Here is a 13,713-nt window from a genome sequence, read left to right on the forward strand (position 1 = left end):
GTGAAGGAGATGAACTTTTTGAACGACGAGTTTGGCGCTGATCTGATTACCTTGATTGATGACGAGGGTGAAGAACACGAGTTTGAAATCCTCGATGTGATTGATAACGATGAAGGATGTTTCTACGCTCTACTTCCTACCTTTGACGATCCACAGGACGAGGTAGATTCAGAAGGGACTTATTACATCTTTGAGGCGATTGAAGAGGATGGCGAGCAACAGCTCGCAGAGGTCGAAGATGAAGAACTTCTCGACCGCCTTGCTGAAATCTTTGAAAAGCACTTCGAGGAGCTTTACGAAGAAGAAGATCCGGAAGAATAAGCTTTTCCCTGCCTGGTGCGTGGACTTGTGTATAAATAACCCTACACTTTTAAATCGGGAGCTTAGCTCCGGCGGCGGACCGCAGACCTCCCGGCTTCGGCTGGAAGAAGGGAGTGGAAACCCGTTGGGCGGGCACCCACCTGTCTTTCGTAGGCAGGTTATTTCGCACATTACGGCCAGGCGGGATTTCCTTTAATCATTCGGCTCCTGTTTCTAAAACAGGGGCCTTTCTTTATACCCATGTATGTGTATTTTGACAGACATTTTCAAATGGTATATAATCAATTCTATCTTTTGGGGTCCTATTGTAGGAAGAATTTGTGAGCAAAAGGAGTTGATCCTATGGATGGCTATCAAATCATCACGGATTCCAACACCGATTTTTCCCCCGCTCTTGCACAAGAGTTAGGTGTTGTGATCATTCCAATGGAATTCACCCTCAGTGGCGCATCGTATCTTCAATACCCCGACGAGCGAGACTTATCCAACAAGTCCTTCTACGAACGCATAGCGGCGGGGGAAACGACCACTACCAATCAAATCAACGCTGCTACCTTTATCGAAACGTTTGAACGGTACCTGCAAGCGGGAATCGATGTACTTTATATCGGATTCTCCTCTGGATTGTCAGGGACATTCAATGGTTCCCGCTTGGTTGCACAGGATCTTTCTCAAAAATATCCTGACCGCCGTATCCTGGCTGTAGACTCTCTGGCGGCTTCCATGGGCGAAGGACTCTTGGTTTATCATGCTGTTATGCAACAACGTGCTGGACGAACAATTGATGAAGTAGCTTCCTGGGTCGAAACAAACCGCAACCGATTGGCGCATTGGTTCACCGTAGATGATCTCAACTTTCTAAAACGCGGCGGACGCGTATCCGGGGCAGCCGCATTATTTGGAACCATGCTGGGAATTAAGCCTGTTTTACATGTGGACGACGAGGGACACTTGATCCCAGTGGAAAAGGTGCGTGGGCGCAAAAACGCATTAGATGCATTGGTCAATCATATGGCAAAGACGGTCGAGCATCCTGAAGAGCAGGTGATCTTTATCAGCCATGGAAACGCCCCTAAGGATGCCGAATATGTCGCCGAACAGGTAAAATCACGTTTTGCTGTGCAAAATATTTACATCAACTATATTGGTCCCGTCATTGGATCGCACTCCGGTCCTGGGACGGTCGCTCTATTTTTCCTGGGAAACAGCAAAAATTAAGCGCATCCAAGGAGGGAAACGAATCGAATGAATGACTATCAAATTATCACAGACGCCTGCGCGGATTTACCTCCCAAATTGGTAGAAGAGTTAGGCATCCATGTGATCCCTATGTCTTTTAACTTTGGGGATGAAAGTTATACCCATTATCCAGATGAGCGTGAGTATTCTGCAAAAGACTTTTTTGACCGCCTGCGCGGTGGCGATATGTCCACAACCAATCAAATTAATCAAGCAGCCTTTACCGAGGTGTTTGAAGGCTATCTGCAAAACGGCGTGGACGTATTGTATATCGGCTTTTCCTCTGCCCTTTCTGGCACATACCACAACTCCGTATTGGTAGCGGAAGAACTATCTGCAAAGTATCCGGATCGAACGCTATTGGTGGCGGATTCTTTGACCGCGACCCTCGGTACTGGACTGCTGGTTTATGCAGCGGTACAAAAGCAGCAGGAAGGAATGTCCATTGAGGACTTATATCAATGGGTGCAAACGGAACGGTTGCTTGTTTCCGGCTGGTTCACTGTTGATGATCTGAATTTTCTCAGGCGTGGTGGACGGTTATCGGGTACAGCGGCACTGGTTGGAACTATGTTAGGGATCAAGCCCATCCTGCGCATTACTGAAGACGGAAAACTGGTTCCCATGGAAAAGGTACGAGGCCGCAAGCAGTCGCTTCGTGTGCTTCTTGAGCATATGGACAAGACCTTCCGGGATACGGGTGACCAGGTCGTATTCATTGTCCATGGCGATTGTATGGATGACGCAGCGTATCTGAAAAAGGAAATTAAAAACCGTTATCATATCAAACGCATCGTTACCAACAATATCGGCCCCATTATTGGGTCCCATACAGGTCCTGGCGCCATTGCGATTTTCTACATGGGAAAAGGACGCAATTGATGGATATGAAAAGAGAGAACCGCCGTCACAACGACATGCGGTTCTCTCTTTTCGATGCTGTGCATCTTTCTTCTTCAAGGATTTCTTCGGTATAAAATATGGTTGGTATGTGGCCTTCTCAGGGCCACCTTGTGATCTCTTTCAAAGCATATTGATTGCACTTGATTTTACCTAGCAATAAAAAATGCCCTACAAAAACAATGTTTGAGCAAATAAATCGACTATCAATGAAAAACAAACAAATGGTTTTTATTCCTGCCCATATAAAAGCTCATATAAACTGCAATCGCGTAAAAGTGCGTCCATCTTCTTTTGCACCTCACCAAGACGGCAATGAAGTGAACAAATTTCTGCATGCCTTTCCTGCCAGGTACAGCGGTACTCCGGTTGCATACAAGCATTCACCAACCGGTCTGCTCCAAGGGCTTCCATTAAGTCGTAAAGGCTCATCGTATGCAAATCCACAATCAGACGGCATCCACCCTCCGCACCGCGCACAATCTTAATAAAGCCGGATTTTTCCAGCTTCTTTGCAATCTTATAGACAAATTTGTCCGGAATCTGCTCCTGCTCACAAATATCCGCCGCTGTCCGCTGCTCTCCGCCCGCTAACGCGCGCAAAATCCGCAACGCATAATCCGCTTCCCGTGTGACCAGCAGTACACTCACCCTCTTTTTTAACTTAATTATAGAATAACAAAGTTGATAAGCTTTGTCAACATTGTTCTTTTAAAACGCTTCGAAATCTCACATTTGAACAAAAAACCGCTATAATTGGGATATAGAACGCACAAAAAGAACCGTATGAGCCTTTGCAACTCTACGGTTCTTTATTTTCTTTCTTCTGGACGTTCTATTCTTGATTGGACAACTGGCGCAATCGGTTCCGGCGGACCATCAAATAGTCCTCCAAAATGATTGTGGCCGCAACCGCATCCACCACAGCCTTTCGTTTTTTTCCGCGCGTATCCGTATCGTTCAAATATCCGTGCGCAGTAATTGTGGTTCCGCGTTCATCCTGCATCCATACGGGCACATGAACCAAGGTTCGCAGGTGTTCAGCAAACAATCGAGCCCCCTGCGCACTCTCCCCTTCACTGCCATCCATATTCCGTGGTAAACCAACCACAATTTCTCCCACACCATACTCTTCGGCCTTTGCAGCGACAACGGCTGCAAGCCGATCCCGATGGTATTCCTGAACAACGCCGGCAGGGGACGCCAGCCGTTCTCCTTCGTCGCACACCGCCAGGCCTGTGCGCACCTTTCCCAAATCAACCGCTAATATCCTCATCTTTTACGCTCCATATTCTCCCGCCGCCACCAAGTTTGCTTTGCAAAAACAGAAACTTCCGGTGTCAGGTGGGAAGCATCGTTGAGTAAAATGATTTTGGGATTCTCCAGCTCTCCAAAGTCAATCACACTGACGGCTGTGTTGTCGCACCAATCCACATCGTTCAGCTGTTCCAAAGGCTTGTTCATGGCATGACAGAGAATATTCCGGATAGCGCATCCATGGGAAGCTACACACACGGTCTTGCCAGGATTCTCGCGTACAATCGAGCGAATCGCCTGCCAAACACGGTCATATACCTGGCGCATACTCTCTCCGTTTGGCGCGCAAAAATCCTGCGGCGCCGTGTACCAATTGGCATCCTGTTCCGGTGCAACTTTGGGCAGGTCCGCCCAGAGAAGCCCCTCATAATCACCGCCATCGATCTCCTGCAAACGCTTGTCTTCGTGGATGGTAAGATGATGATAACGGTTGATCGCTTCTGCGGTCATCCGCGCACGCTTGAGCGGACTGGAATAGATCGAATCCATCCGAATATTCCGCAAACGAAGCGCTAAAAGCTCAAGCTGTTTTTCTCCATTTCCGGAAATTCCACAGTCAGAACTTCCTTGAAACCGTCCGTTCGTATTCCCTTCCGCTTCACAATGGCGAACCAACAAGATACGAGTGGTCCCCTCCGCCTTTGGGGGAATGGCGCTATCGTTCGACGAATGAAGTTGTCCCATTCTTACACAGCCTTCCTTCCGAATTCCTTTAGTAGGCGCATACTCCTCCGGTCAACTCCGTCACAGAGGCAATATGGTTTTCATCCAAATAGCGGCGCAGACCGTCCAGAATTTTTACAGGCGCATATGGGTCCGTAAAGAACACTGTTCCAATCTGTAACGCAGAGGCTCCAGCCAGCAACATTTCTACTGCATCCTGCCATGTGCTGATTCCCCCGAGGCCGATGACCGGAATCTTGACCCTTTGTGCGGCCTGCCACACCATTCGTACAGCTACTGGAAATACGGCTGGGCCAGAAAGCCCTCCTGTGTTATTGCGCAAAATAGGCCTGCGGGTACGGATGTCGATCCGCATACCAGTCAATGTATTGATGAGCGAAATTGCGTCCGCTCCACCCGCTTCCGCAGCCGCTGCAATCTCTCCAATATCCGCCACATTGGGGGACAGTTTGACAATCAAAGGCTTCCGGCAATATTTGCGCACTGCGACGGTAATCTCCTCTACACTCGCACAGGAGGTGCCAAAGGCGACACCGCCGTGCTTCACATTTGGACAGGAGATGTTCAACTCCACCATATCGACGTCGCTTTCTGAGAGCTTCTCTGCCATGCGGCAATAATCTTGCTGCGTATTGCCTGCAATATTTGCAATCACAACCGTCCCTTGCTGTTTGAGCCAAGGGAGGTCCTCTTCGATAAAGTGATCCACACCCGGATTTTGTAGCCCCACCGAATTCAACATTCCAGAGGGTGTCTCCGCGATGCGGGGAGGAGGATTCCCCGGACGCTCCTGAAGGGTAATTCCCTTGCAGGAAATCCCCCCAAGCGTAGAAAGCGGATAGAATTCCTGGTATTCCCGGCCAAAGCCAAAGGTCCCGGAGGCGGCAATCAAGGGATTCTCAAATGTAATCCCTGCAATCTTTACACGTAAATCAGCCATTTTTTCGCCTCCTTAATCCAAAACAACAGTCTGATAAGGAAATACCGGTCCATCCTTACAGACGTGTCCAAAGTATTCCCGTCCATCTGCCAGCAGCTTACAGGCACAACCCAAACAGGCTCCAATTCCACAGGCCATGCGTTCCTCCAAAGAAATCTGGCATTCAACGCCGCGTTGCTTTGCCACTGCACAAACGGCTTTCAGCATTGGCGTCGGTCCACAGGCAAAGATCACATCAAAAGAGAGATCGTTGAGACAATCTGTAACAAGCCCATGGTGCCCTGCACTGCCATCATCGGTCGCAATACGTACCTCGCAACCATTGGCGCGGAAGTCCTCTTCCAAAATCACCGCCTCCCGGTTCCGAAAACCGAGTACCGCAGTCGCACGGCTCCCAAACCCCTTAGAAGCCTCCAAAAGGGGCGGCACGCCGATCCCTCCGCCCACAAATACCGCCTTACGGGAACAGTCCCCCAACACAAACCCGTTCCCAAGCGGGGCCAGAATATCAAGCATTGCTCCTTCTTCCATGCCCGCTAAAATTCGGGTTCCTTCGCCGCGTATCTGGAACACAAAGCGCAAAGTACCTGCTGCGCGGTCTACACCACAGATTGAGATGGGACGGCGCAATGTTTTTCCCGGTACATAGAGGTGCGCAAACTGTCCCGCCTGTGCAACCTCAGCAAACTCCGGAGCTTCCACGACAAAATCAAAAATGTCCTTTGTAAGCTCTCTTTTTTTCAAAAGCTTACAGGTTTTCACGTCATACTTCATCATTTGATCGTCCCTATCTCCCCTACGATTTCATCGCGCATCCGCACCGCTTCTGCTGCAGCCGCTTTCGCATAATCGCGTTCAGGAGCGTTCTGCTTCTGCCACGCGCAAAGGATCGAGCGGGAGGCATTGACAATAGCGCCGCGGCCGTTTGTATCAAAGGCGGGCGCAACGTCCTTTGCACCGCCGCCCTGGGCCCCATAGCCTGGAACCAGAAAGAAGGTATGGGGCAATGCGGAACGAAGTTCGCGGAGCTGTTCCGGATAGGTCGCTCCCACCACTGCACCAACACCTGAATACCCATACTGCCCGGGAAGCTCTGTCCCCCACTGCTCGCAGAGTACTCCCATCGTTGCATACAGGGTTTTCCCGTCGTCAAAAACTCGGTTTTGCAATTCGCCGGAAGAAGGGTTCGACGTTTTAACCAACACAAAGATGCCCTTGTCCTCTGCCTGACAGATCGAAAGTAGGGGCTTGATTCCATCGGAACCCAGATAACCGTTTACGGTAAGGGCATCCCCGCCAAATGGAACACAGAGCGTATCCTCTACCATCGTGGTCCCCAAGTGCGCTGCCGCATATGCTTCCATGGTAGTCCCTATATCGTTTCGTTTTCCATCCGTTATCACAAACATTCCTTTGCTGTTTGCATAGGCAATGGTATCGTGCAGTGTTTTAACACCCTGCCAGCCATACATTTCATAGTAAGCGCACTGCGGCTTTACTGCCGGTACAATATCGCACAGTGCATCAATCAACCCTTTATTGAATTCCAGGATGGCTGCGGCCGCACCGTCCAAATTTTTTCCATACTTTTCAAAAGCATCCTCTTTGATATAGGAGGGGATATAGGCAAGCTTGGGGTCCAAACCCGCTACTGTGGGATTCTGTAACTTTGCAATGCGTTCAATCAGTCGGTCAAATGCCATATTCTTTTCCGCCCTTCTTATTTTCTGATGGTTTTATATTCTTCCTTCGTTGCCGCCGCGGTAGACGATCTTTCCTCTACAAACAGTCAATTTCACGCGTCCTGTCAAAATGCGCCCCTTAAAGACCGCATTGCGGCTCTTTCCATGGAGCTTCTCCGGTTCCACTGTCCACTGCTCTTCTGGGTCAAACAGCACGATATCCGCTGGGGCTCCAGGATTTAAGGTTCCCGCAGGAATGTGCAACAGGTTTGCCGGCGCTGTACTCATCAGACGAAGCAGTTCTCGAAGCGTCAAAAGGCCCGTCTTCACCAGGTAGGTAATTCCAGCGGCAAGCGAGGTTTCCATCCCGATACTGCCGTTCGGCGCCTTGGAGAAATCAGCTTTTTCCGCAGGCGTATGAGGAGCATGATCGGTGGCAATTGCGTCAATGGTTCCATCGCGGAGCCCTTCGATCACTGCCAATCGGTCCGATTCTGTGCGCAGCGGCGGACTCATTCGGAAATCCGCATCCCGCGCCCGTAGCATCGCGTCGGTCAAACTGAAATAATGTGGAGCAGTCTCCGCCGTGACCTGCACACCGCGGCGTTTTGCATCCCGAATCATTGCCACCGAGGTACGGGAACTCACATGGCAGATGTGGATGGGGACCTGGTATGCCTCCGCCAAAGCAATGTCCCGTGCGGTTCCGCAATCCTCGGCTGCCGCAGGGACGCCCGGCACACCCAGTTCACGGGAAACATCCCCCTCGTTCATCAGTCCGCCTTTGGAGAGATCGAGGTCCTCACAGTGGGAAACGACCCGCATCCCCAAGCCAGGTGCAGCCCTCATCGCCCGGGCCATCAGACGGGAATCTACAACGGGACGTCCGTCATCGCTCAGCGCAATCGCTCCTGCTTCCCGCAAGGCTTCCAAATCGTCCAGTTCATTGCTCTGCAATCCTTTTGTAATGGCCGCGGCCACATAAACATGGGCATCTGCTTCGGCGGCCTTGTCCAAAATATAGCGCACGGTGTCCGGGGTATCGATCGCCGGCTTTGTATTGGGCATGCAAAGCAGGCTGGTCACGCCACCCGCTGCTGCAGCCCGGCAGCCGGTAAAAATATCCTCTTTTTCTGTAAAGCCTGGGTCGCGCAAATGAACGTGCATGTCCACCAGGCCAGGGGCTGCCACCAACCCCTTTGCGTCAAACACCTGGGCATCCGGCGCTTCAACCGTCCCGCCAACCTGCTTTAGGAGACCGTCCTCCAGCAAAAGATCTCCAATGACATCCAAGTTGGATGACGGGTCAAGAATTCTCGCGTGTTGCAGTAAAAGCTTTTCCAAAGTGCACCTCCTGGATGGAATTTCTATAATTTCTATTATACTGATTCCACGGAGAAATGTAAAGAAAGCCTTTCCACGAGAACGTCGAGAACAAGATCAGTAGAAAAATTGCTTCGAATGGATTCCGTCAATCCAGGGAAACCTTGTCGAATTTTCCATATGTCCCTTAGAAAATTTGACTCAATACGCAACAAAAATCCCGGACGGAAAATACCGTCCGGGATTTTTTAGAACTTGTTTTGTGAAAAGATGTTTCTATTAAAATCTTTTTCTTGCAACGTAGCTGGTGTGCAAAAGCTCGTGTGCCTTATGGCTCCCCGGCTCACCCAAATATTCATCGTACACCAGTTTAATCAACGGGCTTTCATGGCTCTTACGCAACGGAAGATTCTTATCCTCTTCATAGAGTGCCTTTGCACGCAGCCCCTTCAGGTCTGTAAAGCTGCGGACCGTTGCCGACTGAATCGGCTGGCCGCCGCCATTGACACATCCGCCTGGGCAGCACATGATCTCAATGAAATGATAATCCGCTTCGCCCTTGCGGACCTTCTCTAGCACCTCATTCGCATTGTTCAGGCCGCTGACAGCAGCAACCTTGACATCCATGCCGCCGATGTGATAGACCGCCTCTTTAATGCCCTCTGTGCCGCGCACTTCTGTATAATCTACGCTGTCAAGGCTCTTTCCTTCCAGAACATCCGCCGCCGTGCGGAGCGCCGCTTCCATTACGCCGCCCGTCGCGCCAAAGATGGCCGCTGCGCCGGTGGAAACGCCCATAGCATCGTCAAAGTCCTCATCGGGCAGATTGACGAAGTCCAGGTGAGCACGGTTGATAAGGCGGGACAGTTCACGGGTGGTAATTGCAATATCGGTGTCTGGAATGTCCTCTCCTGCTGCAGCCTCATCGTCGCGTTTGATCTCAAATTTCTTCGCTGTGCAGGGCATTACACTGACCACCACAATATTCTTCGGGTCGAGTCCATTCTTTTCGGCAAACCAGGTCTTAATCATTGCACCGGTCATCTGCTGTGGGGACTTACAGGACGATACGTTTGGCAGCAGATCCGGGAAATAGTGCTCGCAGAACTTAATCCACCCTGGCGAGCAAGAGGTAATCATCGGCAATACGCCGCCATTCTTTACGCGATCCAGGAATTCGGTCGCCTCTTCCATGATGGTGAGGTCGGCGCCGAAGTCGGTGTCAAACACCTTGTCAAAGCCGAGGCGGCGCAGGGCGGCAACCATCTTGCCTTTTACATTCGTACCAACCGGCATTCCAAAGCATTCGCCCAAAGTCGCACGAATGGCGGGAGCGGTCTGTACCACAACATACTTTTCCGGGTCATTGATCGCCGCAAGAACTTCATCGCATTGATCGCGCTCGGTAAGAGCACCTGTCGGGCAACTCACAATGCACTGGCCGCAGGAAACGCAGGCCACTTCGTTCAAGGGACGTTCAAACATGCAGCCGATGTGCGTATCAAAGCCGCGGCTGTTCGGGCCGATGACAGCCACATGCTGGTGGGCACAAGCGGCAACACAGCGGCGGCAGAGGATACATTTTCCATTGTCGCGGACCAAATACTCGGTGGACTCATCTTTGAGAGATTCGGGTTTTGCGCCGTCGAAGTGCTCAGCGTCATCCACACCCAGTTCATAACAGAGCGACTGCAACTCGCAGCTCCCGCTGCGCTTGCAGGTGAGGCACTTCCGGTCATGCACCGAGAGCAGCAGCTCCAATGTGAGCTTGCGGGATTCCTGTACCTTCGGTGTATTGGTGAATACTTCCATCCCCTCGTTGACCGGATAAACGCAGGCCGCAACCAAAGAACGGGCGCCCTTCACTTCTACAACGCACATACGGCAAGCGCCAATTTCGTTGATATCCTTCAGGAAGCACAGGGTGGGGATATTGATCCCCGCATACCGTGCAGCCTCTAAAATCGTAGAATCCTTCGGCACCGAGAGGGGCATGCCGTTGATTTTTATATTGACCATATCCATTGATGGCACACTCCTTTCTTATCTCTTCACAATCGCGCTGAACTTGCACTTTTCCATGCAAGCGCCGCACTTGATGCATTTGCTCGTATCGATCACATGCGGCTTCTTCACGGTACCGCTGATGGCGCCGACCGGGCAGTTGCGCGCACAAAGCGTACAACCTTTGCACTTGTCTTCCAAGATGTAGTAATTCGTCAACGCCTTACATGCGCCCGCCGGGCAGCGTTTCTCCGTAACGTGTGCAATGTACTCGTCGCGGAAATAATGCAGGGTGGAGAGCACCGGATTCGGCGCAGTCTGCCCCAAAGCGCAGAGCGAATTCTCCTTCAGATAGTTGCACAGTTCTTCCAGACGGTCAATGTCCTCCAATGTGCCATTGCCGCTCGTAATCTTATTGAGGATCTCCAGCAGGCGGCGCGTGCCAACACGGCACGGGGTGCACTTACCGCAGGACTCATCCACAGTAAATTCCAAGAAGAACTTCGCAATGTCCACCATACAGGTGGTATCATCCATGACAATCAAGCCGCCGGAACCCATCATGGAGCCGATGGCAATCAGGTTGTCATAATCGATCGGAACATCCATCTGGGAAGCCGGGATACAGCCGCCGGAAGGACCTCCAGTCTGAGCCGCCTTAAAGGAATGGCCATCCGGCACACCGCCGCCAATCTCCTCGACGATCTCGCGCAGAGTGGTCCCCATCGGGACTTCCACAAGGCCGGTGTGCTTGATCTTGCCGCCCAGGGCGAACACTTTCGTGCCCTTGCTCTTCTCCGTACCCATGGATGCAAACCAGTCCGCACCCTTGAGGATAATCTGGGCAACATTGGCATACGTTTCTACGTTATTCAAGATGGTTGGCTTGCCAAACAGGCCCTTGAGCGCCGGGAACGGCGGACGCGGGCGAGGCTCGCCACGTTTGCCCTCGATGGAGGTCATCAGAGCCGTCTCTTCGCCGCAGACAAACGCGCCGGCGCCCAGACGAAGCTCAATATCAAAATTAAAATCTGTATCGAAAATATTTTTACCGAGCAGGCCGTACTCCCTAGCCTGATCAATTGCAATTTGCAAACGCTTTACAGCGATTGGGTATTCTGCACGAACATAAATATATCCCTGAGAAGCACCGATTGCATATCCGGCAATAGCCATTGCTTCCAGAACCGCATGCGGATCACCCTCCAAAATGGAACGGTCCATAAAAGCGCCCGGATCGCCTTCGTCCGCATTGCAGCACACATACTTCTGATCCGCCTGGTTCTGCGCGGCAAAGAGCCATTTTCTGCCCGTCGGGAAGCCAGCTCCGCCGCGTCCGCGCAGGCCGGATTTGGTGATTACATCAATGACATCCTGTGGGGTCATCTCGGTGAGGGCCTTGCCCAACGCCTGATAACCGTCAACCGCTATGTACTCATCGATGTCCTCAGGATTGATAACGCCGCAGTTGCGCAGGGCAACACGGTGCTGTTTTTCATAGAAAGGTGTTTGATTCAGAGACTTGACGGAGTTGGAATCCTCCACTACAGTCTCTTGATAAAGAAGGCGTTTGACGATTCTGCCCTTGAGCAGATGCTCTTCCACGATCTCCGGTACATCGTCCGGCTTGACCATGCTGTAGAACGCGCCCTCTGGATATACAATCATAATCGGGCCCAAGGCACAGAGGCCGAAGCAGCCCGTACGGATGACATTGACCTCTTGATCGAGGCCTTTCGCGGCAATTTCCTCTTTCAGACGCTGGATAATCAGCTCACTGTTCGAGGAGGTACATCCCGTACCGCCGCAAACCAGTACATTCGAACGATACATTTTGCAGCCTCCTTATTTTGAATTAGCGCCAATGGTAAACTCTGTGACGACATTGCCGTTGACCAGATGATCGTTCACCATGCGGACCGCTTTTTCTGGGGTCATCTTCACATAAGTGATCTTCTCCTTGCCGGGTTCTACAACCTCGACAACTGGTTCAAACTGGCAGATGCCGATGCATCCCGTCTGGGTAACCATGACATTCTGGAGGCCTCTTTTTGCCACCTCATCCACGATGGTGGTGAGAACTGGGCGTGCGCCCGCAGCGATACCGCACGTGGCCATACCGACCAATACGCGGATCGCATCATCCTGTCCTTCCCGCAGCGTGACTTTGCCGCGAGCTTTATCTCGGATTGCCTGAAGTTCCGCTAACGACTTCATACTATATTTTCTCCCCTTTGATGCTTTGTGTTTGTTCATTGAGGAAATCCCGCATCCATGCCACTACATCGGGCATATTCAGCTCCACTTCCTCGCCCAAGATCCCGCGCAGTTCACGGGTATCCAGTGTAAATTCGCGGTCATCTATTCTGCGATGGAACACAAAATCCCGGTCTGTGTTGCAAGTGATTAACAGGAGAACCGTGGCATTGATGTCTCCCAACGGGATAAAGTCCACGTGAGAGGGCACAAATTCTGCTGTCACCGCTGTTCCTTTCCCCGGCTCAGATACGATCCGCAGCTCACCGCCCGTCATTTCCGCTTCCATTTTGAAGAGCGGGATACCCAGGCCTACTTTGCGCGTTGTACGCGTAGTGAAAAAAGGATCTGTCACATGGGCAACCTGATCCGCGGACATCCCACGGCCATTGTCCACAATCTGGATCGTCAAACGATCCTGAGTGGTATCCTCACAGACCTCCACCTCAATACAAGTCGCTCCCGCTGAAATGGAATTCTGCGCGATGTCCATCACATTTAAAGATAGCTCCCGCATCTTAGTCGTTGTACTTTGCCAAGATTCCGTCGATTTCCTCCGGCACCAAACGGCCATATACATCGTCATTGATGGTCATGACCGGAGCCAAACCGCAAGCGCCAATACAGCGGCAAGCGGTGAGAGAGAATTTCCCGTCTGCAGTGCACTCCTCTGGCTGGATGCCGAGCGCAGCGCTCACCTTGTCCAGGACTGCCGCCGCACCCTTTACATAGCAAGCGGTTCCCAAACAAATAGAGATATTGTACCGCCCCTTCGGTGTAAGGGAAAACTGGGAATAAAAGGTCGCCACGCCGAAGACTTCTTCCAGCGGCTTGTTCAGGCCTTCCGCCACCATGGTCTGCACTTCTACCGGCAGATACCCATAAATTTCCTGCGCTTCTTGCAGGACTGGCATAATCGCGCCTTTGTCATCTTTGTGCTTTTCAATCACTTCGTGCAGTTTTTGCTCCTGCTCCGGAGTCCCTTGAAAAGGCAAATTGCTGATTTTTTTTTGCATTCTTGTTCCTCCCTGTGAATTCCAATATGTG

15 protein-coding genes and 1 other RNA gene are annotated in these 13,713 nt (G+C 51.4%); 4 read left to right on the forward strand and 12 right to left on the reverse strand.

Going from position 1 to position 13,713, the window contains the following annotated elements; translation table 11 throughout:
- Positions 1 to 18 precede the first annotated feature (18 nt).
- The 4 genes from B9Y59_RS10410 to B9Y59_RS10425 all read left to right on the forward strand — a co-directional run bounded on the left by B9Y59_RS10410 (position 19) and on the right by B9Y59_RS10425 (position 2,442).
- The gene (locus B9Y59_RS10410; protein WP_054324595.1) at positions 19 to 321 is read left to right on the forward strand and encodes a DUF1292 domain-containing protein; all 303 of its coding nucleotides are present in this window, start codon (positions 19 to 21) and stop codon (positions 319 to 321) included.
- Positions 322 to 323: 2 nt separating this feature from the next.
- Positions 324 to 512, forward strand: a non-coding RNA gene (gene ssrS / locus B9Y59_RS10415) — 6S RNA.
- Between the two features lie 151 nt (positions 513 to 663).
- Entirely contained in the window at positions 664 to 1,539 is an 876-nt protein-coding gene (locus B9Y59_RS10420) for a DegV family protein (RefSeq protein WP_054324571.1), read from the forward strand.
- Between the two features lie 27 nt (positions 1,540 to 1,566).
- The gene (locus B9Y59_RS10425) at positions 1,567 to 2,442 is read left to right on the forward strand and encodes a DegV family protein (RefSeq protein WP_085533312.1); all 876 of its coding nucleotides are present in this window, start codon (positions 1,567 to 1,569) and stop codon (positions 2,440 to 2,442) included.
- Between the two features lie 249 nt (positions 2,443 to 2,691).
- Here B9Y59_RS10425 and B9Y59_RS10430 read toward each other — a convergent pair whose 3' ends face one another.
- From B9Y59_RS10430 to B9Y59_RS10485, 12 genes are all read right to left on the reverse strand, one after another.
- The gene (locus B9Y59_RS10430) at positions 2,692 to 3,111 is read right to left on the reverse strand and encodes an RrF2 family transcriptional regulator (RefSeq protein ID WP_242967290.1); all 420 of its coding nucleotides are present in this window, start codon (positions 3,109 to 3,111) and stop codon (positions 2,692 to 2,694) included.
- Positions 3,112 to 3,295: 184 nt separating this feature from the next.
- On the reverse strand, positions 3,296 to 3,736 hold the full coding sequence (gene ruvX / locus B9Y59_RS10435) for a Holliday junction resolvase RuvX (RefSeq protein WP_085533314.1): 441 nt from the start codon (positions 3,734 to 3,736) through the stop codon (positions 3,296 to 3,298).
- Positions 3,733 to 4,461: a histidine phosphatase family protein gene (locus B9Y59_RS10440; RefSeq protein WP_085533316.1), complete on the reverse strand. Its 729-nt coding sequence runs from the start codon at positions 4,459 to 4,461 to the stop codon at positions 3,733 to 3,735. The genes ruvX and B9Y59_RS10440 overlap by 4 nt, the downstream gene beginning before the upstream one ends.
- 28 nt (positions 4,462 to 4,489) lie before the next feature.
- The gene (locus B9Y59_RS10445; RefSeq protein ID WP_085533318.1) at positions 4,490 to 5,401 is read right to left on the reverse strand and encodes a dihydroorotate dehydrogenase; all 912 of its coding nucleotides are present in this window, start codon (positions 5,399 to 5,401) and stop codon (positions 4,490 to 4,492) included.
- Between the two features lie 12 nt (positions 5,402 to 5,413).
- The gene (locus B9Y59_RS10450) at positions 5,414 to 6,178 is read right to left on the reverse strand and encodes a dihydroorotate dehydrogenase electron transfer subunit (protein ID WP_411655553.1); all 765 of its coding nucleotides are present in this window, start codon (positions 6,176 to 6,178) and stop codon (positions 5,414 to 5,416) included.
- Entirely contained in the window at positions 6,175 to 7,104 is a 930-nt protein-coding gene (gene pyrF / locus B9Y59_RS10455) for an orotidine-5'-phosphate decarboxylase (RefSeq protein ID WP_085533320.1), read from the reverse strand. The genes B9Y59_RS10450 and pyrF overlap by 4 nt, the downstream gene beginning before the upstream one ends.
- A gap of 33 nt (positions 7,105 to 7,137) precedes the next feature.
- Positions 7,138 to 8,427: a dihydroorotase gene (locus B9Y59_RS10460; protein WP_054324576.1), complete on the reverse strand. Its 1,290-nt coding sequence runs from the start codon at positions 8,425 to 8,427 to the stop codon at positions 7,138 to 7,140.
- Between the two features lie 258 nt (positions 8,428 to 8,685).
- Entirely contained in the window at positions 8,686 to 10,431 is a 1,746-nt protein-coding gene (locus B9Y59_RS10465; RefSeq protein ID WP_085533322.1) for an NADH-dependent [FeFe] hydrogenase, group A6, read from the reverse strand.
- A gap of 18 nt (positions 10,432 to 10,449) precedes the next feature.
- A complete protein-coding gene (gene nuoF, locus B9Y59_RS10470; RefSeq protein WP_054324578.1) occupies positions 10,450 to 12,243 on the reverse strand; it encodes an NADH-quinone oxidoreductase subunit NuoF in 1,794 nt (597 codons plus the stop codon).
- A 12-nt stretch (positions 12,244 to 12,255) separates the two neighbouring features.
- On the reverse strand, positions 12,256 to 12,627 hold the full coding sequence (locus B9Y59_RS10475) for a (2Fe-2S) ferredoxin domain-containing protein (RefSeq protein ID WP_054324579.1): 372 nt from the start codon (positions 12,625 to 12,627) through the stop codon (positions 12,256 to 12,258).
- 1 nt (position 12,628) lies between these two features.
- Positions 12,629 to 13,159 (reverse strand): ATP-binding protein, encoded by a 531-nt coding sequence (locus B9Y59_RS10480; RefSeq protein ID WP_242967369.1) that lies wholly within the window; start codon positions 13,157 to 13,159, stop codon positions 12,629 to 12,631.
- A 25-nt stretch (positions 13,160 to 13,184) separates the two neighbouring features.
- The gene (locus B9Y59_RS10485) at positions 13,185 to 13,682 is read right to left on the reverse strand and encodes an NADH-quinone oxidoreductase subunit NuoE family protein (protein ID WP_085533327.1); all 498 of its coding nucleotides are present in this window, start codon (positions 13,680 to 13,682) and stop codon (positions 13,185 to 13,187) included.
- Positions 13,683 to 13,713: the final 31 nt, after the last annotated feature.

Source organism: Anaeromassilibacillus sp. Marseille-P3371 (assembly GCF_900169665.1).
Classification (GTDB): Bacteria; Bacillota; Clostridia; order Oscillospirales; family Acutalibacteraceae; genus Anaeromassilibacillus.

Coding starts and splice junctions, on each gene's coding strand:
- B9Y59_RS10420 (WP_054324571.1), top strand. CDS start 664: ATGGATGGCTATCAAATCATCACGGATTCCAACACCGATTTTTCCCCC.
- B9Y59_RS10425 (WP_085533312.1), top strand. CDS start 1,567: ATGAATGACTATCAAATTATCACAGACGCCTGCGCGGATTTACCTCCC.
- ruvX (WP_085533314.1), bottom strand. CDS start 3,736: ATGAGGATATTAGCGGTTGATTTGGGAAAGGTGCGCACAGGCCTGGCG.
- B9Y59_RS10440 (WP_085533316.1), bottom strand. CDS start 4,461: ATGGGACAACTTCATTCGTCGAACGATAGCGCCATTCCCCCAAAGGCG.
- B9Y59_RS10445 (WP_085533318.1), bottom strand. CDS start 5,401: ATGGCTGATTTACGTGTAAAGATTGCAGGGATTACATTTGAGAATCCC.
- B9Y59_RS10450 (WP_411655553.1), bottom strand. CDS start 6,178: ATGATGAAGTATGACGTGAAAACCTGTAAGCTTTTGAAAAAAAGAGAG.
- pyrF (WP_085533320.1), bottom strand. CDS start 7,104: ATGGCATTTGACCGACTGATTGAACGCATTGCAAAGTTACAGAATCCC.
- B9Y59_RS10465 (WP_085533322.1), bottom strand. CDS start 10,431: ATGGATATGGTCAATATAAAAATCAACGGCATGCCCCTCTCGGTGCCG.
- nuoF (WP_054324578.1), bottom strand. CDS start 12,243: ATGTATCGTTCGAATGTACTGGTTTGCGGCGGTACGGGATGTACCTCC.
- B9Y59_RS10475 (WP_054324579.1), bottom strand. CDS start 12,627: ATGAAGTCGTTAGCGGAACTTCAGGCAATCCGAGATAAAGCTCGCGGC.
- B9Y59_RS10480 (WP_242967369.1), bottom strand. CDS start 13,159: ATGGACATCGCGCAGAATTCCATTTCAGCGGGAGCGACTTGTATTGAG.
- B9Y59_RS10485 (WP_085533327.1), bottom strand. CDS start 13,682: ATGCAAAAAAAAATCAGCAATTTGCCTTTTCAAGGGACTCCGGAGCAG.